General features: G+C 48.0%; 16 protein-coding genes. 14 read left to right on the top strand and 2 right to left on the bottom strand.

The features are described 5' to 3' along the window. Positions 1–69 precede the first annotated feature (69 nt). From IEY34_RS27560 to IEY34_RS27495, 13 genes are all read left to right on the top strand, one after another. Positions 70–1,884 (top strand): cache domain-containing sensor histidine kinase, encoded by a 1,815-nt coding sequence (locus IEY34_RS27560; protein WP_189018051.1) that lies wholly within the window; start codon positions 70–72, stop codon positions 1,882–1,884. Then, positions 1,881–3,431 (top strand): response regulator, encoded by a 1,551-nt coding sequence (locus tag IEY34_RS27555; RefSeq protein ID WP_189018048.1) that lies wholly within the window; start codon positions 1,881–1,883, stop codon positions 3,429–3,431. Before IEY34_RS27560 ends, IEY34_RS27555 begins: the two co-directional genes overlap by 4 nt. Before the next feature lie 225 nt (positions 3,432–3,656). After that, a complete protein-coding gene (locus IEY34_RS27550; protein ID WP_189018045.1) occupies positions 3,657–5,027 on the top strand; it encodes an ABC transporter substrate-binding protein in 1,371 nt (456 codons plus the stop codon). 92 nt (positions 5,028–5,119) lie between these two features. Next, positions 5,120–6,010 (top strand): carbohydrate ABC transporter permease, encoded by an 891-nt coding sequence (locus tag IEY34_RS27545; protein WP_189018042.1) that lies wholly within the window; start codon positions 5,120–5,122, stop codon positions 6,008–6,010. A gap of 159 nt (positions 6,011–6,169) precedes the next feature. Further along, positions 6,170–6,949 carry a carbohydrate ABC transporter permease gene (locus tag IEY34_RS27540; RefSeq protein WP_229757876.1) on the top strand — a complete coding sequence of 260 codons (780 nt, stop codon included), beginning with the start codon at positions 6,170–6,172 and terminating at the stop codon, positions 6,947–6,949. Positions 6,950–6,967: 18 nt separating this feature from the next. Then, the gene (locus IEY34_RS27535; protein ID WP_189018040.1) at positions 6,968–7,819 is read left to right on the top strand and encodes a metallophosphoesterase family protein; all 852 of its coding nucleotides are present in this window, start codon (positions 6,968–6,970) and stop codon (positions 7,817–7,819) included. Next, entirely contained in the window at positions 7,816–9,027 is a 1,212-nt protein-coding gene (locus IEY34_RS27530; RefSeq protein ID WP_189018037.1) for a Gfo/Idh/MocA family protein, read from the top strand. Before IEY34_RS27535 ends, IEY34_RS27530 begins: the two co-directional genes overlap by 4 nt. After that, positions 9,024–9,545 carry a GNAT family N-acetyltransferase gene (locus IEY34_RS27525; RefSeq protein ID WP_189018034.1) on the top strand — a complete coding sequence of 174 codons (522 nt, stop codon included), beginning with the start codon at positions 9,024–9,026 and terminating at the stop codon, positions 9,543–9,545. Before IEY34_RS27530 ends, IEY34_RS27525 begins: the two co-directional genes overlap by 4 nt. 12 nt (positions 9,546–9,557) lie before the next feature. Beyond that, the gene (locus tag IEY34_RS27520; RefSeq protein WP_189018031.1) at positions 9,558–10,400 is read left to right on the top strand and encodes an AraC family transcriptional regulator; all 843 of its coding nucleotides are present in this window, start codon (positions 9,558–9,560) and stop codon (positions 10,398–10,400) included. A 259-nt stretch (positions 10,401–10,659) separates the two neighbouring features. Further along, positions 10,660–11,472 (top strand): NHL repeat-containing protein, encoded by an 813-nt coding sequence (locus IEY34_RS27515; protein WP_189018028.1) that lies wholly within the window; start codon positions 10,660–10,662, stop codon positions 11,470–11,472. Positions 11,473–12,519: 1,047 nt separating this feature from the next. Further along, on the top strand, positions 12,520–18,402 hold the full coding sequence (locus IEY34_RS27505; RefSeq protein WP_229757873.1) for a fibronectin type III domain-containing protein: 5,883 nt from the start codon (positions 12,520–12,522) through the stop codon (positions 18,400–18,402). Positions 18,403–18,935: 533 nt separating this feature from the next. After that, a complete protein-coding gene (locus IEY34_RS27500) occupies positions 18,936–19,220 on the top strand; it encodes an ABC transporter permease subunit (protein WP_189018025.1) in 285 nt (94 codons plus the stop codon). A gap of 265 nt (positions 19,221–19,485) precedes the next feature. After that, positions 19,486–19,833 carry an extracellular solute-binding protein gene (locus IEY34_RS27495; protein WP_189018022.1) on the top strand — a complete coding sequence of 116 codons (348 nt, stop codon included), beginning with the start codon at positions 19,486–19,488 and terminating at the stop codon, positions 19,831–19,833. Positions 19,834–20,043: 210 nt separating this feature from the next. Here IEY34_RS27495 and IEY34_RS27490 read toward each other — a convergent pair whose 3' ends face one another. Together IEY34_RS27490 and IEY34_RS27485 are read right to left on the bottom strand one after the other, a co-directional pair. After that, entirely contained in the window at positions 20,044–21,384 is a 1,341-nt protein-coding gene (locus IEY34_RS27490) for a sugar phosphate nucleotidyltransferase (protein ID WP_189018019.1), read from the bottom strand. 72 nt (positions 21,385–21,456) lie between these two features. Further along, the gene (locus tag IEY34_RS27485) at positions 21,457–22,269 is read right to left on the bottom strand and encodes a DUF6492 family protein (RefSeq protein ID WP_189018016.1); all 813 of its coding nucleotides are present in this window, start codon (positions 22,267–22,269) and stop codon (positions 21,457–21,459) included. Between the two features lie 849 nt (positions 22,270–23,118). Between IEY34_RS27485 and IEY34_RS27480 the strand changes: the two genes are divergently transcribed. After that, complete coding sequence (locus IEY34_RS27480) at positions 23,119–23,925, top strand: alpha/beta fold hydrolase (protein WP_189018013.1); 807 nt, start codon at positions 23,119–23,121, stop codon at positions 23,923–23,925. Positions 23,926–24,017: the final 92 nt, after the last annotated feature.

Raw genomic sequence — 24,017 nt, 5'->3', positions numbered from 1 at the left:
TAATCTTTGGATAATGCGCAGCGACTATACTGTGTCATATACAAGCTGAAGGCTCAAGGAGAATGAAACATGCTGCCACAAGAAAAAATTAGAAGTCTGTTGAGCGGCTGGAAAATGCTGCTTTTTGCGCTTATTTCGTATACCGTACTGTTTCTAATTGCTTTTCAGGGAATGATTATTAGCAAACAATCGACGGCCACGATTCAGAAACAATACAATCAAATCGTATTTGATAAAATGGACTCGCTCTCTGTCAATCTCATTAACTATCTGAATTATATTGATGATTTTGCACGCACGTTATCCGTTAAGACGGATTTGATGCGCCGAATTCAAGACAATCACGATGTTCCCAAAGATGTCATTGAAGGGTATTTGAGTTATTTTCGGCTGCGGCTCCCCTTGTATATTCAAATTCTTACCGATCAAAACCGCGTATTCGCTTATCCGCCGATTGATCAAGAGGAGGAAGAGCGATTCAAAGCGACTTTGTCTGCAATGCCTTGGTATGGGACGCGTTTATTTCTCGACAACAGTTTTATTCACTCCGACGTAGCCCCTGATTTTCATTACCGTGCCTTCCCTCAAGCGCTGTACATCAGCAAAAATATGCTCCAAGATGACCATTCACTCGGAACGCTCACGATCAAAATGAACGGCTCTGCCATCGAAACGCTGCTCGATACGGTAAGAATAAATCCAATGAATGCCGTGTTTATTCTATCGCCGCAAGATCAGGTGCTGTTCGCCAATACGCAGCCTTCTTCAGAGGTATCCAGCTATCTGCAAGCGCTGGATAGAAAAAGGTTGGACGAGCTTATCGGCATCAACGGCGATGATACAGGTTCAGGCAAGCTGAAATTGGCAGGGCAGGATTGTTATTATATCTATAAGCAGATTCCTTCGACGACGTGGAAAGTGCTGTCGATCATGCCCATGGCATCGCTGCATGCCGAGAGTATTAGCATATGGCAGACGACAGGCATTACGACGGCTTTTTCGCTGCTGCTCATTGTCACTTTTGGCTACCTTCTGTATACGAAGCTGCTGCTTCCATTACAGAGAATGTCGCGAATTGTCCGCCTGGCGGGAGAAGGCGAGTCTCCGGAGAGGTATGTCTACAAAGGGTTTAAGGAACTTGAGACATTAAATGGAGGCATCTATCGGTTCTTCGAACAAATTCAGACACAGATTCAAACGATTAAGGAAGTGGAGAGGGAGAAGAGAAGGTTGGGGGTCCACGTGCTGCAGGAGCAAATGCGGCCGCATTTTTGGCATAATTCTCTCAATGCCTTGCGCTTCATGGCCGTTCTGCACGGGAACTCGATCATGGCTGACGCGATTCTAGCGCTAACCCGCATGCTCGATTATACGTTGAAAAATGCGCACACGCTGTTCAGCAAAGTGGAGGAGGAGAAGGAATATGCCCTCCAATACATCCGGTTTCAAGAGATACGCTCGATGCAGCGAATCGAAATGATTGTGGAGATTGAACCGCAGGCGCTGCAGGCTAGCATCCCCAAATTTACACTCCAACCTTTGCTTGAAAATGCGATCACGCATGGCTTCTGCACGCCATTCGACCGGAAGCCTACTCTTCGCCTACGTATTCATACGAGGGAGGAAGGATTGTGCATTTGGATTGAAGACAACGGCAATGGCATTGAGGAGGATAAGCTGCGAACGCTTCTGATTCCCCAAGATCAAGAAAGGAAGAGCGAGTCTACATCTGGCATCAGCCTGCTCAATTTGCAAGCGCGAATATCGCTGGAATATGGCAGCAACTTCGGGGTCCGAGTGCACAGCAAGCTGGGCGAAGGGACGCGAATCGAAATTGCATTGCCTTTGATCATAAACGAAGAGAAAGCAGGTGGCCCGTTATGAAGGTCATGATCGTTGAAGATGAAGTACTGGTGCGGCTAGGTTTAAAAAAGGCAGTTCCTTGGTCAACGCTAGGTATGGAACTTGTTTGCGAAGCAAGCGACGGTTCGGAAGCCTACGAAATGTTCGTGCGGCACCTGCCCGATATTGTGCTCGTGGATATTGAGCTGCCCAAAATGGATGGCTTGCGGTTCATTCAGTTTGCCAAGAAACACAGGGAGGATGCCAAATTCATTATCCTCACCTGCCAGCAGGATATGAAATATGCGCGAAGCGCAATTCAACTGCAGGTTACTGATTTTCTGCTGAAATCGACACTGGATATGAAGGAACTATGTGATATCTTGCAAAATATTTCGGTTGAATTGCGTCTCAAACGCCATGCGGGCAACGGAACAGACTCGCGTGACGCAGATCGGGCACAGCGGAAAAAAAGGTTCCTGCGCAGCTGGCTCGACGGTGTTCTACCTAAATCCGAGCCTGGGCGTTCAGATGCGCAGCTGGAGGAATTTGCGTCACTCATAGAAGCCAACCGCTTCCAAGCATGGGTGATCCAACTGGGGAAACAAGCTGTTGCGATGATGGCATGGCCTCAGATGGACACGGATCTCGAGCCGTTGACCCTGCATCATTTGGGGAGCCGCTGCTTGGGGCTGGTCGAGGATGCCTCCAAGCGCAGGCTGCACCTGATCTTCGCTGGAGCGCCTTCAACAGAGGAAACTCAGCGTTGGAAAGAAGCGGTACAGGATAAGCTGGATGTGCCAATAACTATCGCAATGAGTGCCATGTTCCATGATCCTTATGAATGGCGCGCACATGATCTTCAAGCTGCCGAGCTGCTGCAGCTTGAATTTTATAATTACAGCGGTGATATTTACTCTTCAAGCAAGCAATGGATTCGCGACACAGTTCCAGAGCCTGTTCAGAAATTGAAAAAAGAGATTTACGACCGAATCGGGGCTCTCCAATTTGCAGACATGGCTCCACTCATTGGGGCACTGTGCGAATCGCTTGTAGAGCCTCCTTTCCTGCATCCGCATATTGTCAAAAATATGATGACGGAGATGCTGTTCCGCCTGTGGTCTGCCTGCGAAGAAATGACAACGGCTGCTATTTCTACGAACCATCAGTTAGTTGACCTGATCTATGCGGCTCCCAGGCTCGAAGAACTGTCAGATCTGCTGTTGGAGGAAGTGCGCAGAGCCGGGAAGGCCGTAGCAGAGTGTTATGCGCAAGACGATAAGTCAACGCTTATTCTATTGATCAAACAGTATATCAAATCGAATATGCACAGGGAGTTCTCCCTGCAGGAGATAGCGGATACGTTTCATATGAATAATTCTTATTTGAGCCGTATGTTCAAAGAAGAGACGGATACAAGCTTCACCGAGTATGTCCTCTACGAGAAGACGGAAGCCGCTATGGCACTGATGAAGAACGGACTGCCTCTCACGCAAATTTCCGAGAAACTTGGCTATCAGAATTTAAGCTCTTTCACCCGCATGTTTAAAAAAGTAAGAGGGGTTTCCCCCTCGCGTTATCAGGACTAGTTGATAAATGGTTGGCAAAAAGTGATAAATCGAAGGGACAAATGGTGAAGTCGTTTACGCTCTCTTTAACAAAGCGATACATTCGCCTCGCATTCGCTCAGAGCTCAACAAATAGGTAAACAATCCGTCAAAGCCTGTCATGTCCCTGCATCAAATTCGCTTCTATACTAAATGAGAAGGGTGCAATCAAGCCTATGTGAACAAGAAAAAGGAGAGAAACGACCCATGCAAACCTATTTGAAATGGTTGTTGCTGCCAACTGTCGGTATGACACTTCTGGCAGGCTGCGGACAAACGGCTAACAAAACCGCGACATCAAGCCCCGCTTCCCCCACACCATCTACATCAGCTTCAACAGCACCTGCTGCAAGCGCAAAGACAGCGAATGAGCCCGTGGAGCTGACTTTCTACTATCCCGTTAACGTAGGCGGACCGGTCATGAAGGTGATCGACGGAATGACGAACAAATTCATGGAGACTCATCCGAATATCAAAGTGAAACCTGTTTATACAGGCAACTATGGAGACAACACGATCAAAATCCAATCTGGGATTCAAGCGAAGCAGCCGCCGGATGTGGCCGTCATGATGTCTACGGAACTATATACCATGCTGGACTCGAATGCGATTATCCCGCTGGATGATTTCATTGCCAAAGATCCCAGTATCAATATGAAAGATTTCTATCCGGCTTTTGTCGAAGATACGCAAACAGGCGGTAAAACGTACAGTATTCCGTTCCAACGCAGCACCATCGTTCTGTACTATAACAAGGAAATGTTTAAGGAAGCTGGGCTCGATCCAGAGAAACCGCCGAAAACGTGGGATGACCTGATCGATTACGCCAAGAAGCTAAAGCGAGACGGACATGCAGGCTTGGAGATACCAGGAAATGACGATTCATATTGGATGCTGCAGCTTTTCGCGCTTCAGAACCACACGGATCCTAAAGTTAATCTCATGTCTCCGGACGGCAAGAAAGTCATGTTCGACCAGCCTGAGAACGTAGAAGCCTTGCAGTTCTGGTTGGATCTTTCCCGCAAGCATAAGGCGATGGCGGAAGGAATTATCGATTGGGCAACGGTCCCGACTGACTTCATCCAAGGCAAAACAGCGATGATGGTTCATACGAGCGGGAATTTGACCAATGTGAAAAATAACGCGAAATTCGATTTCGGTGTTGCTTTCCCTCCGATGAAGAAACAATTCGGCTCACCAACGGGTGGCGGCAACATGTATATTTTCAAAGATACAGAACCGAAAAAACAAGCTGCAGCCTGGGAGTTCGTCAAGTTCATGACAGAACCGGAACAAGCCGCGCAGTTCAGTGTCGGGACGGGCTATGTAGGTGTGCGTAAATCCGCGTTCGAGACCGATACGATGAAGAAATACGCAACAAGCTTCCCGCAGGCGCTCGTTGCCCGCGATCAGCTTCAATATGCGCACGCAGAGTTATCCACACATAACCATGGCAAGGTATCGACGGCGCTCACGAACCAGATTCAGGCCGTGTTATCGGGGACGATCGATCCGGCAGCTGCGCTGAAGAAAGCGCAGGAAGAAGCGGAACGCGCACTCGCGCCATTTAACAAGTAAACACTGACTGTTTGTGAATGCCGCAGCCCATGGGCCCGCAATTCATCGCGCTTGGTCGATGGGCGCTGCATTTACTGAAGGAGACTTGCCTTATGAATACCGTCTGGAGCGAAAGACTCAAGCGGAACAGTTTGGGGTGGGGCTTGCTGCTCCCTTCACTGCTTATACTCGGTTTATTTACTTACTATCCGATCTTCAAGACAACCTGGCTTAGTCTATTTCGAATGGACTTATCCACACCCGTGCCGATCTTCAATGGGCTGGGGAATTATGCAGCGCTGCTGGAAGATCCTGTGTTCATGAAAGTGTTCATCAATAATATCTGGTTTGGCCTTGGCACTGTGCCAACTTCGATGGCGCTTGCTTTTGTAATGGCGTTGTTTGCTGATAAAGCGATTCGTGGAAAAGGCTTCATCAGGGTCGCCTATTTCTATCCGAATATGATTCCAATGATTGCTGTAGCTAATATTTGGCTATTTCTATACACACCTAAGTTTGGTTTGCTTGCTCATGTAGCTTCCTGGTTCAGTGAGCAGGAAGTCAGTCTACTGGGTCAGCCTGGAACGGTAATGGGCGCCTTGATCGTCATGATCATCTGGAAGGAAGCGGGCTATTTCATGCTGTTCTATTTAGCCGCCTTGCAGCAGATACCAAAAGATTTGTATGAGTCAGCCTCTGTGGATGGCGTTGGCATGTGGAAGGTGCTTTGGCGCATTACGATCCCGTTAACGATGCCGACTTCGCTGTTCGTCGCTATTGTGGCAATAACGAATGCCTTCAAGTTGGTTGACCACCTGTGGATTATGACCAAAGGTGGGCCGGATAACGCCAGCAGTTTGCTCCTTTACTACATTTACGAAACGGCATTCAGTTATAACGACCAAGGGATGGGAGCGGCGATGACGGTCGTGCTAGTCATTCTGCTGCTGATTGTATCTTCGCTGCAATTTTTTGGATGGGACCGCAAAATCCATTATGAGTAGCCAGGGTCGGGAAGAAAGCTTCATAGGAGGGAACGTATGAATCAAATTGAGCTGCAGCTTGGCCGTCAGGGAACGAACAGCCGCAAAGAAATACGGATGAGGACTGGCTTTCCCTCAAGCGTTCGCCGCCTCATCGGGCAGACACTGTGGCATGTTTGCATGTATATCCTTGGTTTGTTATGGCTCATACCGATGGCGTGGGTCGTTTGGACAGCCTTTCGTCCGAAAGATGCTGCGCTGGGCTTCCATTGGACCTGGGAATGGACACTTGATAATTTCATTACGGTATGGCAGGAGGCGCCATTCGGTCAGTATTATCTCACGACGTTAATCCTTACAGGCGGCGTGCTGTGCGTGCAGCTGCTTAGTCTAACGCTTGCCGCCTATGCCTTTGCGAGAGTACGTTTTGCTGGTCGGGACTTGGTATTTATTCTCTTCTTGGTGCAGATTATGGTGCCGCCAGATGTGCTTATATTTTCCAATTATCATGTGCTCAAAGAATTGGGGCTACTGGATACGAAGCTTGGTGTCATGCTTCCTTATTTCGCGTCTTCGTTCGGTATCTTCTTGCTGCGGCAGGCTTTCAAACAGCTCCCTTATGAGCTTGAGGAAGCTGCGCGTGTCGAAGGCTGCTCGCGTCTGGGGCTGTTGTGGCGAATTTATGTGCCGCTTTCACGGCCCGTTTACTTATCATTCGCTGTCGTTTCCTTCAGCTATCATTGGAATAATTTCTTGTGGCCGCTCGTTGTGACCAATTCTGTAGAAAATCGACCGCTTACCGTCGGTTTGGCGCTCTTCGCCAAATCCACCGAGTCGGGCGGCCAGTGGACAGAGGTTTGCGCAGCTACGCTGCTGGTGGTGGCGCCAATTTTTATTGGCTTTCTCATTTTTCAGCGGCAGTTTATTTCCAGCTTCATGCATTCGGGAATTAAAGGATAGAGCAGCGGAGGGATCAGTATGAAAATTGCTATGATTGGAGATTTGCATTATCCGTCTATGGTTCTGAACCGCCCTGAGGTGGTGAAAGCGCGTGACGCTTTCTTTGATTATGTGTTGTCTGCCTTTTTGGAGACAGAGGCGGATTATCATATCGCGATTGGCGATGTGGCCAATGCTGGAGAGCTTGTCGAATTCGACTATATTTTCAGCAAAGTAGAGAGCTGCGGAAATCGGGTTCGCTTCATCCATATTATGGGCAATCATGATACCTATACGCACGATAAGGCAGCTATTCTAGCGGCTACGGGGCTGAAGCCCTATGAGCGGATAGAAACAGAGCAAGCAACACTGATCATGCTGGATACGGCGCGAGAAACAGTAACGGATTGGAGCGGGTTCATGGAGGAGGAGCAGTTGACTTGGCTGGAAGCTAATCTGAGTGAGCCATCCGATAAACCTCTTCTCGTATTTGCCCATCATCCCATTCATGGAACAACTGCGCGATCAACAGAAGCGATGATGTCGCTGCATGAGGCTGTCCAGCTGCGCCGTATTCTGAATAAGCATACGGGTGTGGGCTTCTATTTCAACGGTCATAATCATGTCAACTCGATTGTAAGGGAGCAGGACTGGTATTTCGTGCAGACAGCTGCCATGCTTGATATTCCAGCAATTCGGCTGATTACGGTGGAGGATGGACAAGTGAGTGTGGAACTAATCAAGTTTGACGATAGGAATGTCAAGGAATGGGCTCATATCGTCAGTCGGCATATGCCTTATTTTGAACCCTTTCCTGCGGCCGAGGGAGATGCGTTATCGTCAAGCGTCAGCGCTCGGAAGGGTTCGTCGTTTGGAGGGCATCAGGGATGACAAAAGGGCCGCTGCGTCTTGCTATTGTTGGAGGCAATCGGGGAGGCCGATTGGAACGGGCGCTTGGGTTGCTGGCTGCCCAGATTCAACTGACAGCCATATGCGATGTCAACGAAGCTGTTCTGGGGGCTTGGCAGATTCAATACCCCGGCGTTACAACCTACACGAATTATCAGCATATGCTTCAAGACCAGGCCATTGAAGCTATCTATATCGCTAGCCCGATGCCCTTTCACGCTCGGCAGTCCGTGGAGGCTCTGCTGGCGGGGAAGCATGTGCTTAGCGAGGTTCCTGCCTTTCAGACCTTGGATGAGGCATGGGAATTGGTGGAAACCGTGCAGCGAACAGGCTTGTGTTATATGATGGCCGAAAATTATTGCTTTTCCCGCGCGGTTCTTACCGTGGGGCATTTGATCGATCAGGGGTGTCTGGGCGAGATAACGTATATGGAAGGCGGTTATCTTCACGATTGCCGCCATCTCATCGCACAGGCTGACGGCTCGCTCACGTGGCGTGGACAGCTGCATCGTGATTATAATGGTATGAATTATCCGACGCATTCGCTCGGCCCGCTAGCACATTGGCTCGGCACGAACCAAGCTGGCGGGGATCGGCTGAAGAGTTTAACCGCCTTCACTTCGCCTTCCAGATCGCTGTATAATTACTTCCATGAACAATATGGCGGCCAGCATCCAGCCGCGCAGCAAGGCTATTGGCAGCAAGGAGATTCCTCTGTAGTGGTTATTCAGTCAGAGCGAGGGGTATTGATTACTTTGCGCGTAGACTGGACATCTGCAAGGCCTCCCAATCCGACGCATTATGTTGTGCAAGGAACGGAGGGGGCGTATGCGTCAGGTCGCCATGAGCAGGAGCAGGATCTGATTTGGCTGAAACAGGTATCGTCTCAAGAAGATGACGGGCGAACGGCTATGTGGGAGCCGCTAAGCCGCTACCAGCCTCATTTCGATCATCCGCTCTGGCAGGCGTGGGGCCATGAAGCGGCTCATTTCCGGCATGGCGGCGGCGATTTCCTCGTCTTCGTGGAATTTGCCGCAGCGATTAGGGAACAGCGTGCTCCTATGGTAGATGTCTACGATGCGGCGACATGGAGTTCCGTGTTTGCGCTATCGATGGCATCCGTAGCAGATGGAGGCAAAACGATGTTATTTCCGGACTTTAAGGTCAAGAATGGAGGGAAAGGCGCTTGAACGAACCCCTATCCAAGCTGTTTATGCATAAGGAAAGTTTAGCCGATTTGTCGGCACTTGAACTTCTTCCAGGATACTCACTTCGTCATTTCGAGCCAGGTGATGAAGCCGTCTGGGAGCATATCATTGAGCGCTCTTTTGAAAAAAGAATCACCTTCGAGGAAAAGATTGGCGGATCTCCCTATTTTCAAATGGCGCGTGTGCAGTTTATATGCCGAGGGAGCGAGCCTGTAGCAACCGCAACGGCCTGGGAGAGGGAAGAAACAGGGGAGGATTCCGGTTACTTGCACATGGTTGGGGCTTTGCCTGAGTATGCAGGACAAGGTCTTGGGCGTGCCGTAACCTTGGCGGCACTGCACAAGATGAGAAGTGAATGCCGCAGCAGCGCGACTCTCAAAACCGACGATTTCCGGTTAGCAGCGATTCAAGTCTACTGGAGATTGGGTTTTCGCCCTACCTATCTTGGTGAAGATCATGAGCAGAGATGGACTCACATCATGGGGTTCATTCAGAAGTAGTTGGTTGAATGAATGGAAAATAGGGTGATCAATTTGCAGAGTCCTGCCTTGTCAAGCGAAAAGTTGCGTTGGGAAAACGTGCGTTTCTTCTATTGGCCGAGCGTTCCTCCTTATTTCAAGGACAATGATGAGGCCGAACTAGATGATGGCAGCCAGAAAGTCGTTACCATTTATGGCTGCTCGGGTCGTTCAGCGGAAAGCGGTGAGCTGCACATCTGCCCTCACGGATATCCCAATAGGTTGATACAGCAAGAGGGCTCGCTCTTCCTCATTGAAATTGCTTCCTCTTTCCTCGATACAATGGCTTACGAGTCGGGGTTCGGTCAGCCGGGCTCCATCGAAATCAGGCATAAAGCGCAGGTGCAGGATGCGAAGCTATGGCAGCTGGGCAGCTGGATGCTGGAGGAAATCAGAAGCGATGGTGTTCATGGCACTCTGTATCGAGACGCTTTGGCGACGATGACCGTTCTCCATCTGCTCCAGTATTATGCTGTGAGTTCACGTCCGCTGGCTGCTCTTAGCCGATTTACACATCAACAAATATCTGAAGTTATTCAGTACATGCGCGAGCATCTAGACCAGGACCTTGCACTGACCGAACTGGCCTCGGTAGCTAAGGTGAGTTCGCCCCATTTGATCCGTCTTTTCAAAAAACAAACCGGCTATACGCCTCACCAATATTTTATCCGCATGCGGGTAGAACGCTCCAAAGTGTTGCTCCAGTATGGCAAGGAAAGCCTGAAAACGATCGCCTTACAGGCGGGGTTTGCTGATCAAGGTCATTTCACGAGGCTGTTTAAAAGGCTGACGGGCATTACGCCGATGCAGTATGCGAATGAATGTATTTCTAAGTGATGATAGGGTTAAATCTCTCTTATGTAGGTTTGCCCGAGCATAAATTCATCACAAACAGGCTGTCCCAAGGTCTTATGGCCATGAGACAGCTTTTTCCTTTTTTGTGCAAATTTTTGCGTGTGAAGGTGCCGTCTTCTTCAAAAAAACGATACAAACCAAGACGATTTTGTTCAATGAATTACGTGTTTTGTTCAATAACGAATGGGGGAAAAGGCTTACGATATAGAAGAGTTAAGGTTGCCAATCTAAGGAGGAATGAATGATGAAAATGGGTAAGAAAATTTCGATGTTGGCGGTAAGCACGATGCTGATAGGCTCTCTGGCAGGTGTTGCTTCGGCAGCGGCGTGGCACCAGGTTTCGAGTCAAACTTACTGGCTGCTCGATGCGTTGGAACGTGGGCAAGGTGTTACTTCAGATGGAAGCGGCTGGATTTTCAATTCAAACGCTGGCTTACTTCGCACGAGTATTGACGGCAAGACGGTTCAAGCCCGCAACGCATTGGCGATTCCTTCAGCGATTTCCAGTTTGGGCGGTGATCATATTGGCGACATCAGCTATTATAATGGCAAAATTTATGCCCCAATCGAAGACGGTTCCAACTATCAACATCCCTTCCTTGCGCTCTATGATGCAAAAACGTTGCAATATACAGGTACTTCATACGCGTTGCCGTTGAACCTGCATCCAGGTGGAGTGCCTTGGGTTGCCGTTGACGCTCAGCGTGGTCAAGTGTACACGGCACAGTGGAGCAATGCGAGCAACCTGAATGTGTTTAGTCTCGATGACATGCATTTCATCAAAACCGTTCCGCTCACGCAAAGCATCGATCGCATTCAAGGAGCCGAAGTATACAACGGTCAGCTGTATGCGTCTACGGATAACGGCACGCAATCGGTCTATACGATTGATCCGGAAACAGGCAGCGTAGCGCTTGCGTTTAACCGCAACTTGTCCAGCGGGACAGAAGCTCAGGGGATTGCTGTGCTGCCAACAGCTAATGGCGCATCTCTGCATATCCTCGACGTCGGATCTAACCGTATCAGCGTCAACTTCCGTCACTATGCGGAGTAGCGTTTAGTTATTATCAAAGGCTGGCATCGATAATCTCGATGCTGGCTTTTTTTATGTAATAATAGCGATTTAAGGGGTTCTCCCTATTTAGTTGACGTCCACCGCAGACCTCTTTGCTTTGGAGGTTTTCGGTCTTGAGTGGCATCTAATGAACTGTAGGACGCTTAAAGACGAGAAAATAGCTGCTTTGGAGATGTAATGAACTGGATTGGTGTTATCGACTAATTTATTGACCGAATGGTTATCAATTGCTTGAAATAGCGCATCTGGCATTCATTAGATTTTCAGAATGAGCAATTTTGGCCGAATAAAGGTTACTGAGTTCGTAAGGAGGCTTGCGAAGGTGCAGGGACTTGAAGACCTAGCAGCAGGCTAGGTCTTTCTTAAACATATAAGAGTTTATATGTTTTGGAGTGAACGCGGAGTTACTTCAGCTACCTCGCACGGAGGGACTACGGTGCGCTGTTCTAGCCAAAAGTGTCCCTTGTCGCGAGGCTGAGGGAACTACAGGGCGCTATAATGCTGAAAACCGCCATATTCCACGCTCGAGGGAACTACGATCCGCTATTTCACCGTTTCCCGGTTGGAATTAGCAGGTTCCGCTTAAATGGCGGATCTCAGTTCCTTTTCATGTTACTTTTACCCCAGTTTCCGCCAGTTAGCGGATCATAGTTCCTTTTCACACGACGCTCTCTGTCATTGCAAAGCCCAAAGGGAACTGCGATCCGCTACATTGTTAAAAACCGTTATGAAGATGCTCATCTCTAAAGGCGACAAAGCCGCTTTCTTACGAAAAAGATAATATCGGATAACGAAGTATAAATAATCCCATATCTTTGACACACGATTCATCCTATATTAATCCTTGTAATCCGTAATAACGGCAAATTTTCAACCCTCACGAATCTGGATAAAGGATGTGATTTGGCTGCGGATAACGTTACAAAGGTAGGAAGAATGCACAGCTGCTGAATGAATCACAGCCTTGTCCCATCAGCCCCGGCGTATGCTTAGAAGTTATACTAAATTTTAGGAGGGGATTCATGTATGAAGAAATTGGTCGCATGGTTGTTGCTTTGCACAATGGTTATCGCGCTTTTGCCTGCCATGCAAACACGTGTTCAAGCATCCAATATGAACGTAGTCAATCCTGGATTTGAAGAAACGACGCTGAATCAATCGAAGCTAATTCCTACGAATTGGACGACTTCCTTATGGAGCAGGACGACTGCAGTCGATACGAGCGTAACTACAGCGGTGTACAACAGCGGGACCAAAGCGCTTTATATCAGCGCGACGGATGCAGGAGCCGCTGGCTGGACGTCCAAAGCGATTCCGATTGAAAGCGGTATGCAAACTATCAAAACCACGGTGAAAGTGAAGAAGTCGGCTGATTATGCCGGGAATAACCCATGGGTGTTCATCAGTTATGGGAATAGTGGCGCATTTCTTGGCACAGCCTCAGCTCCGGCAACTGCTTTGAGCAGCAGCGAGTGGACCACCATATCGCTAACGATTAATAGCAACCAATTTCCTGCTGGAACGAATATGATCTGGCTGAATCTGGCTACGAGCAAAGCAGGGGCTGCAACGAATGCGGGCTTTCTCTATTATGATGATGTCACGATGGAACTGCTTGATACTCAAGCGCCTACTGCTCCGAGTAATCTTGCCATTACAGGGCAAACGGCGACAAGTGTTCAACTAACTTGGAATGCGTCGACAGATCAGGTAGGCGTCACGGGATATGACGTGTACAATGGGACAACACTTCTTGGGTCTACGACAGGCTTATCTTATATTGTAAGCGATCTTAATGCGAGTACCAGTTACACCTTTACTGTAAAAGCCAAAGATGCAGCGGGTAATCAATCAGCAGCGAGCAATGCTGTAAACGCTACCACGCCATTCTCTTATGAGATAGCCAACCCTGGATTTGAATTAACAACAGTAAGTCAAACGAAGCTTGTGCCCCTTAATTGGAGCTCCTCCCTGTGGTCTCGAACGATGCCTGTCGATACAGGCGTAACCGCAGATGTGGCAAATAGCGGCACGCATGCGCTGTATATAAGCACAGTAGATGCCGGAGCTGCTGGTTGGACGTCTAAAGCGATTCCTGTTGACAGCAGCGTGCGAACCTTTAAGACGACAGTAAAAGTGAAAAGTTCGGCTGATTATGCCGGCAATAGCCCATGGGTGTTCATCAGTTATGGGAATAACAACACATTTCTTGGCACAGCAGTTGCTCCGGCCACCAGCCTTAGCAGCAGCGTATGGACAGAAATAACGTTAACGATCAACAGCAACCAGTTTCCAGCTGGAACCAATAATATCCGGTTAAATTTGGCTACGATCCGCGCAGGTGCCACAAGCAACCAGGGGACGTTGTATTACGATGATGCCTCGATGGAATTGGTCCCGGATACGCAAGCGCCTACGGCGCCGACCAATCTTCATGCAACAGGCCAAACGGCTGAAAGCGTAGATTTGGCATGGAATGCCTCAACAGACAATATCGGCGTGAGCGGGTACCATGTTTACCAAGGTGCGACGCTGGTTGGAACGGCAACAGGGTTAACGTTTACGGTGAGTGGTCTTCTTTCAACGGCAAGTTATGCTTTTACGGTGAAAGCTATAGATGCTGCGGGGAATGAATCTGTTGCAAGCAATGCGTTTGTGACCAATGATACGCAGGCCCCGACAGCGCCAACCCATGTAGTGGCGTCAGCGATTAAGATGAAAAGTGTCACTCTGACCTGGGACGCTTCAACCGACAATGGGGGCGTGACTGGCTATGATATTTTCCAAGGGTCGACGCAAGTAGGGACAGTGACTGGAGTAACGTATACAGTGAGCGGTCTTGAAGCGTATAGTGGCTATACCTTTACCGTGAAAGCTCGAGACGGGTCGGGGAATATATCAGCAGCCAGCAGCCCGGTAGACGTCATTACCTCAAATTATTACGATTTATCGAATCCTGGATTTGAAGAAACGCGGATGAGTGAATCGAAGCTAGTCCCGATCAGCTGGTCATCATCCCTGTGGAGTGGAGCGCATGCGGTGGATACGGGGATTACTACAGCGATGAAATACAGTGGTACCAACGGTCTTTACATTAACTCGACGGATGTGGGAGCTGCAGGCTGGTCTTCCAAAATGATCCCAATCGACAGCAGCATGCAGACAATTAGAACTTCGGTAAAAGCGAGAAAGTCCGCTGATTATGCGGGTAATGGCTCGTGGGTATTTATCAGCTATTTCAAGGATGGCACGTTCCTCGGAACAGCGGCTGCGAACTCACCTGGGATTAGCAGCAGTACATGGACAGAGATCGCTTTTACCATTAATAATACGCAGTTTCCGGCAGGAACGAATCAAATTCAGTTGAACCTTGCTACACTCAAAATGCCTAACGTAAGCAATCAGGGAACGATTTATTACGACGACGCAAAGATAGAGTCTATTGAATATTTTCCGCTGAAAGCAGATACGTTCGCAAACTGGTGGAAAATCGGCCAGAATGTGGTGTTCAAGGCAATCGAAGGTCAACTGCCAAGCAGGGTGCAAACGGTGACTGGTACGATCTACGATACGGATAATCAGGTGGTAGCGCAAGCTGCGGTAGATCGCCAAACGCTGCTTACGACTGGTTGGAGTTGGACACCTGCTCACGAAGGCTACTATGAGGTCGCTTTCGACTATACAAAACAAGGGATTACGGGTTTACTTCCGCTTCAACAATCGTATCAAATTATGTCCAGCCCGAAACGAACGTCTGCGGAATTTGTCCGCAATCGCTACTCGGTGGCCGTGGTTGAAAGCCAGCCCAAAAGCATGGCCGACCGCAATTCCCTGTTCGGTTTCAGCTATGGTCTTGATGGTGACGTCTCCATCCAACTCGCGGATAGGGTCGGTTTTGATTTTGCGAGAATTCATACCGTCCCATGGGGAGGTCAGTTCGGTGATACCAGTTTGGCGCTTGAGCCAAGTCGCGGCACGTTTAATTGGGCTGCGTTCGATGCACATATCAATAAACTGACGAGCCAAAATTTAGAGCTTATTGGCAACATTGTATTCACGCCGCAGTGGGCTTCTCCTCATCCGGAAGATACAACAATTTATATTGCTGTTCCCGGATATGCCTCTTACGCTCCGGTAGATATGAATGATTTTGCCGTTTTCCTGCAGGCGCTTGTCACACGTTATGGCGATCGAATTAAAAAGTGGGAAATATGGAATGAGCCTCATTTGAAAGGGGGAAGTATTTTCTGGAATGATACGCCAGAGAAGTTCGTGGAATTGCTTCGAACGGGTTATGAGACGATCAAAAGTGTTCAGCCAGATTCCGAAATTTGGATCGGCGGCATGGGAGGCTACAGATACCTGCCATTCTACAACGAGCTGCTGCGTCTCGGCGGCGCTAGTTATTTCGATAAGCTATCGCTGCATGGCAAATTTCCAGATCCAAGAGATTATCAGAAATATGATCAATTATATGGGGTGCCTTCCAAGCCGTGGGTAACATCGGAAAGCCATGCGGGCCTCTATGGTCCAACTCTTTTGAAAGATATGCTGACAGAGCCTCAGGTTGCCCAAAAGATGCTGCTCGATTATATGTTCCAGATGAAGCATCAGGTTGAGCAGATCGCTTATTTCGAAATGATAGATTTAACGGAGCCCGAAGCACTGCCATTCGCCCAAGCAGAAGGCTGGTTTACGAATTCTGCGGGATTGTTCCGCAAGAAACCGCAATTAGAGCCGAGACTTAGTTCCGTCGTCATGCATAGATTTGTTGAGACACTTGGCAAAAATGTCGTCTATCGCGGTGAATATTCGCTTAGCGGCAATCAGAAAGCGGTTTATTTCGAGAGTGACGGAGAGCCGCTGCTCATCGTATGGACCGAAAATGCGAATGCGGCGCCAATTGCTGCTAATCTTACTGGGGCTTTTACCAATGGGACCGTTGTTCGGGATTGGACGGGAAGCACAGAGACCGTATCTCCTTCTTTGCAGCTGAAACCTAACAAGATGTACTTTATTAGCAACGTCAATGCAGCCTATTTGGCTAGTTTGACTTCAACAAAGGATGTGCTATTATCCGATTACGAGAAATCCCGACAAAGCACCAACACGCCTACAGGATTAGGGGAGAAAGGCATGTTGTTTGATCGTACGACGGGCGCTTTGAGCACCGATATTCATTGGATTGACCAGGACTGGGTATTTCAAACCATTAATGCCGCGCAGCCGTCAGGCTTTGCAGCAAAGGCTGCTGTAGGCGTTGCGAATGATGGCCTCGATCTGGTCATTGATGTTTCGGATAACGTATTCGTACAAAACGAAACGAAAGGAAACTATTGGATTGGCGACAGCATTCAATTCGGAATTGATACATCGGGGATTGGCTTAGCAGGGGCGCAAGTGGAATTCCAGGCAGCTCTTACCGCTAACGGTCCTGTCCTCTACAAGTCCTCTGTGCCTTATATCGGCGGGGATCTGCCGTCAAACTGGACGCAAGCAGGCCAATTCGTACAATACGGCAGCATGCTGGTAGACAGTACTCAGAGCGGGAAGAAGATTTATAAGATACATCTCGCTTGGTCGGAATTGTATCCTTATATTTCTGATGTAACGAAGCCATTATATGTATCGCTGCTTGTCAATGATAATGATGGTGCCGGGCGGCTCGGTTGGCTGGAATGGGCCAGCGGGATTGGCAAAGCCAAGGATGTAAGTGTGTACGGCAAAATAGTATTTGATCAGCAGGCACCTGTTACGACGGCTTCGGTGTCGCCAGTTCAGCCAGATGGGCCAAATGGCACGTATGTGAACCCGGTCACCGTCGTATTGGCCGCGACCGATAATTTGACGGGTGTGGCTAAGACAGAATACAGCCTAGATAACGGGCACACGTGGCAGCCTTATACGGCAGCGGTGACTTTTAGCAGCAATGGCCAATATACTTTGAGCTACAGGTCAACGGATCAAGCGGGAAATGTTGAATCTCGTCAACAGGTTAGTTTTAACATTGCCACAACAACGGTAAGCGTTCAATTGAAGGACAGCAGCGGAAACCCAATCAGCGGGGGAACCGTAACCTACTATGATGGAGAATGGAAGACTTTCGGTGTTACAGATGCCTCTGGAACGGTAAGCAAGTCTTTGCCGCATAAAAGCTATACGTTTGCTATGAACTATGAGGGAACGTATAAGGAAAAGGTGCAGCATACAGGAACGGACTCTGTTATTGTGTTTAATACTGTCAACGTCAAGGTACAGTTGAAGGACAGTCTGGGGAACTCGCCAGGCAGCGGCACGGTGAGTTACTACGCAGGAAGCTGGCGGAATATCGGCAGCACAGTTGGCGGCGAGATCAACAAAGAATTATTGCCCGGCTCCTATACGTTTGCTATGACGTACGAGGGGACCTATAAGGAGAAGGTGCAAAATATTGGTACGGATGCAGCGGTCGTCTTTCAAACCGTCAACGTGAAGGTGCAGTTGAAGGACAGTCTGGGTAATCCGCTTATTGGTGGTATTGCGAGTTACTACGCAGGAAGCTGGCGGCAGTTTGGCAGCATAAGCGGCGGCGAGATCAACAAGGAATTATTGCCTGGCTCCTATACGTTTGCTATGACATACGAGGGGACCTATAAGGAGAAGGCGCAGAATACCGGAGCGGATACAGCGGTCGACTTTCAAACCGTCAACGTGAAGGTGCAGTTGAAGGACAGTCTGGGTAATCCGCTTGACGGCGGTATTGCGAGCTATTATGCAGGAGGCTGGCGGCAGTTTGGCAGCATAGTTGGCGGCGAGATCAACAAGGAATTACTGTCCGGCACCTACACCTTCGGCATGACATATGGGGGAGTGTACAAGGAAACAGCCAACAACACCACAGCTAACCCAACGGTCATCTTCCACATGTAAAAGGTGAAAAAGCAAACGGAACTAAGCCAAGGGCTTGGTTCCGTTTTTGGTTTGAAGCTGGAGTGATAGATGAGTTACACCAGCTGCTTAACGCGGCGGGAACTATTGGAAAAGCGCCGAAGCACCCGCCGTAACGCTGAATTTCAGCGTTAACGAGCGCGAAACGTTCGTCTGCCACTCCATAAGGATGAAAAACAACCTAAGAGCAGTCGAATCCTGGGAAAAGCGCCGAAACATCCACCGTAGCGCTGAAATTCAGCGTTAACGAGCGCGAAACGTTTGTCTGCGACTCCATAAGGATGAAAAACAACCTTAAAGTAGTCGAATCCTAGGAAAAGCGCCGAAACACCCGAAGCTTTGCAAAAAACCTAACATCAATAGCATGAGGAACCTCATTACATTGGATAAATCCAATGTAATTGTGAATTTGGCCGCCCAAGGGGCTGTTTGATTGCAGCCAAAAATTTATTGCGTCTTTCCGAAATTCGGTCATTAAAACCGTTGTTGGTACGCTGCTTAATGTGACACTTACGGTGTTTACGGGCTACGCGTTGTCCCGAACACGACTGCGTGGAGCCAAAATTGTGATGATGATGTATGTGTTTTCGATGCTGTTCAGCGCAGGCATTATACCGACTTATATGATTATTGTCCGCCTCTACTTTTTTGGGATTCCAGATAGTCTGGAGGAGTCAGCGAAGATGGATGGCGCAGGCAATTTAAGGATTTTGTTTCAAATCATGATACCGCTTGCAATTACTTTCATTGCCACCATCGCCCTCTTCTGTGCGTTATTTCGATGCGTTGATGTACATTAACGATTACAATTTGCTGCCTTTGCAAGTATTTTTAAGGGAAATGATTATGAGCGCCTCGGATGCAACGAACAATATTGATATGTTAGCCCAGGTTCATGTTTCCCAAAGCGTTATTTTGTCAAAGGTATGGTACTTAATGCCGTAAAAGGCTAAAATAAGCAAACAATATGGGAGGTTTTTAACATGAAGAAGAGAGTCTATAAAGCAAGCGGAATTATTCTCAGTACCGTATTAATGTCAAGTATGCTTGCAGCCATGAGTACCGTTGCTTGGTTTGGCCAAGCTCACCTACCTTCCAATGCCGACAGGCGACAATGGTTCCAGTGGATTTTCGAAGGTTCCTTCGCTAACCAAATATTTCATGGTTCCCAAAGCGAGCAAGCATCCGAAGGAAATCATGCAATTTCTGAACAAAGCGGTTAGTGAGGAAATCATCAATTACATCTCATTTGGGAATGAAGGCAAGCATTATGAGAAGAAAGACGGTAAATTCATCGCTACCAAAGAAGCAGACAATATCCGTTTCCGCGTCTATTACAATATGTTTGATACCGTAGCTCTTGGTGTGCAGCGTATTGATCAAAAAGAGCAAAGAACTCAAAGATTTACGTGACGAGTACTTTATGAAAATGATTACTGGCGCCCTTCCGTTGTCAGCATATGATGAGTTTGTGTCCAAATGGAAGCAAGCAGGCGGAGAAGAAGTGGTTAAAGCGCTTAACACCGCTTATAACAGCAAGTAAATAAAAGCGATCGGTTTCCCGCAAAATACGGGAAATTGATCGCTTTGTTTGATTCGGCGCCTGGAGAAAATCGTACTCATCTACCACTTATGAGCCAAACGGGTGATATCATCCTCCGCCAGGTCTTTTCCCAACAAGACTTCCATGAAAATAAGCGGCGTAATTGCCTTGATTCCATGCTTCATACCTGCCGGAATTTGCATAACATCGCCCGCCAGCAGCTTATAGCGTATATCCTCAAGTAGAATTTCCGCGCTGCCTGAGAGAATCGTAATGATTTCTTGCCGCAGATGATGCTGGTGATAGCTGGTAGCTTTCCCTTGGGATAGCTCAACTTGCTTGATCATCGTTTCAGTTCCAAGTTCGTCTTTGCAATAATGGAGTACTCGATAGACGCCCCAGCTTTTCTCGCCATACTTCGGTGTAAGCGATACCGTTGTGTACCTTTCTTTGATTAGATTGGCTTGTTCCTTGTTAGCGATCAGAATGCCATCCGCACTTGCCGCAACAATGATATCTGGTACGCCAATCACCTCAATGGGATAGGGAAGTTCGTTGATGACATGGGTATTACTGGAATTATCTGATATTCGGCCTGTTCCAATAACGCGATTATTAAAGTGCTCCGTTAATGCCTTCCAACTCCCCAGATCATTCCATAATCCGTCATAAGCAAGGACAATCGCAGGCTGCGTGTGTTCGACGACCTCTCGATCGAAGCTTTCGTTGGCCAGTTGTTCGTAATTAGCACGCCATGTATCAACTTGGACAGGATGCCCCATGTCCTGCAAATAGCTCAGCATGAACTGCAAGGAGAAGGCAAATACCCCACAATTCCAAAGAGCCTGTTGCTCGATTAAACGACTGGCCGTCTGTTCGTCTGGCTTCTCCCTGAACTGACGGATGAAAGCATAGCCATCGGTCTCCTTGGGGAGAACAGGAACGATATAGCCGAACTGATCCGAAGGTTGATTAGGCTTTGTCCCAAGTAGAGCAAGAGCTGCTTTGGACTGTGCCAGAACATCAGGAAAGCGATGAAGCAGTTGGAAAAAGGCGGTATCTGCGAAGGTGTCCACTGGAAGAATACAAATCGTTTCATTCGGTTCCATATGCATGTTCTCATGCAAATAACTAATCGCTAAACCGATGGCCGGGAAAGTTCCTCTTTTATAAGGTTCGCTTATAATTAGGATGTCTTCTCCCACATAGGTGCGTGTAATCTCAACTTGGCTGTGGTGAGTGACGATGCAGGTGGATTGCAGCAATCCCACCTCATCTAATTGTCGGCATATTCGTTGAATCATCGATTCTCTGGTCCCATCCGCGGATTTCAAAAGCTTGAGAAACACCTTGGAGCGAATCTCGTTGGATAGCGGCCACAGTCTCTTTCCTGATCCCCCGCACAATAGTACAATACGCAAGCCCAATTCTCCTTCCTCGGGGAACATGACTCTTCCTCTTGATTGCTTGGCTAGAATGATATCATGTAGAGATTATTTTGACTGCTTTGAATAGCCTTTGCGTTTGTGAAGAGAGATTGATCTGTATTTCTTTGCTAAAGGAGACAATTTGGCGTGCGAAAATTGCGAAGTGCTCCAATGAAAGCTTTTATTCAAAGCAGGTTTCAAAATCATTTTGTCACGTGATGACGAATAGAGAAAATTCCCGTACGTTTCAAACTCGGAAAAAGCAAACTGTTTAGATTTATTCATACTGCGCATAATTGCCGAGTACCAGCTTCGGTTATGTTTGGACGCAATCGCTTGTTTCAACTGCTTTACCTTTGATTTTTCGAACAGCATGTAATGGGTAACGAAAGATATACGAGAAGATCGGTTCCTGCCCATTAGCTTTTTATACGTATTGAAATATTCGTTCTGACTCCAGTTTCTACAGTAAAACACTGTCTTATCGCCGACCTTGAAGACGTGCGGACGAATGAGCACGGTATCAGCGTCTATGACCATATAATAGTCGGACGAACACAGTTTATCGCCGTTCAGCTTGAGCAGTTGTTGATAAAGCCAACCGGAACGATCCCAACTTTTGGATTGGTAGTGGATGTCCTTCTTCGTTATAGGGAGAACGGTATCCTCATGAACGAACCGGCAGCCCTTTTTTGCACAAAGGTCAAGAATTCTTTGTTTCCTTGGAGCCACAATAATGATTTCTCGAATAGGGTGCTTCACATATTTACGAACAGAATCAATAACAAAGGGGAGTGTCCCCAGATCCTTCTCAATGGCTGGGATTAGCACATCAATTGGTGTTGTGTGGCTAAGCTCCGCTTTTTTTTCTATTGGCATATGCTCATCTCCATTAATTAAATGTATGAATTATCATATGTCAGGAGAGTGAAATGGAATGGGTTTCGTGAGGTTAATCTGACCTAATCTTGAATAAAAGAATTCATGTATGATAAATTCATGCGCTTCTACGCAACATGAAGCGGCAAGGATAGATGGCGTTAATTGCGAGTATCGCGAAAGCGGTTTCGATTCATTTTGAGAAGAGGTCGGATCCAGGCCGAAATGAGAAAAGAGGTGCAGTCAAGATGATTCGGTAGGCGCAGTTCCCACAGCGTGGGCAGATGGAAGTACGGAGACGCTGTGCAAAGACACAACGTATCAAACGATTTGGGATTCGGTGGTGCTGCCAACCATACGGTTTACCGTGTTGAAAGAATCGAGGAGTTACCCAGCTACCTTGTATGGGAGGGAACTACAGTGCGTTATTATAGCAAAAAGTGCCAGTATCATGAGGTGGAGGGAACTACAGTTCGCTATTATGCTGTTTTGAGTGGAAATTTAGCTCATTTCGTGGATATAAGGTCCTGTAGTTCCGGTATCTCCTTCGAATCCCTGCAAATTGCAAAAATAGCGTACTGTAGTTCCCTTTTAGTAGAGTTTACTCAAAGGGATTCCCTCAAGGGGACTCCATTAATAGAATTCCTTAGCGGGATCCCCGCAACCGGACTCTCATAATAGGATTCCCGTAACAGAACTCCCACAACAGAATTCGTCACGCTTAAGAAGCACATTTCTTACGGCGTCTAAGCCGTTTTGCACAATTTTGAAATTTTTTTTGCGGATGTGTCGATTTTGATTAATACGGTTCGTCGTCTTTATAGAAGCTGATAACAAAGGAGACTTACGATGAACTCATTCCTTTCAAAAGACGGCACCAAGATCGTCTATGACAAAGTTGGTCAAGGACCAGCGCTCATTCTGGTGGCAGGCGCTTTCAGTTACCGGAAATTCCCAGGGGTGGTGAAGTTGGCTAATCTGTTGTCAGAACACTTCACCGTCTATAACTACGATCGTCGAGGTCGAGGCAATAGCGGAGACGCGGGATGTTATGACACTGCGCGTGAGATTGAAGACTTGCAGGCAATGATAGCCGAAGCCGGCGGCGCGGCATCTGTGTGGGGATTGTCATCGGGGGCTGTTCTTGCTCTACAGGCCGCAGCGAATGGGGTTATGATGACGAAATTAGCCCTCCACGAGCCGCCCTTCGTGGTCGATGCAGCAGATCGCAAGCCACCGGAAGATTTTCTGCGGCACATTACTGAGCTTATTGCAGCTGACCGCCGGGCCGAGGCTATTAGATATTTTATGACCAAGGGAATGGGCGCTCCTTCGTTTGTCGTCGGCATGATGCGCATGATGCCAGGAGTGTGGTCGAAGCTTATGGCCGTTGCGCACACACTTCCTTATGATGCAGCTTTGTTGGATGGATTCATGGATGGCAAGGCTTTGCCATCCCAGCTATGGAGCAACGTCAAGATGCCGACTCTTGTGTTGGAAGGTACGGAGAGCCCGGCTGGGCTTCGCCATGGTGCTCAAGCACTTGCCCATGTGCTTCCTAACGCGCAGCTGGTAAGTAAAAAAGGACTCGGTCATACGAAGAAACTGGATGCTAAATTCATTTCCTCAGAGCTTACCGCCTTTTTTGGTGGATAAATCAGGGATGTCTTATCGTGGCGGCAGGAACTTCTCTGCGTGCAACGAAGCAGTAGGAAGGGATATCGATTCGCACAAATTATTACGATTAA

The sequence above is a fragment of the Paenibacillus marchantiophytorum genome, from assembly GCF_014640555.1.
In the GTDB taxonomy this organism is placed as follows: domain Bacteria; phylum Bacillota; class Bacilli; order Paenibacillales; family NBRC-103111; genus Paenibacillus_E; species Paenibacillus_E marchantiophytorum.
This window is presented reverse-complemented; position numbering and strand designations above follow the sequence as displayed.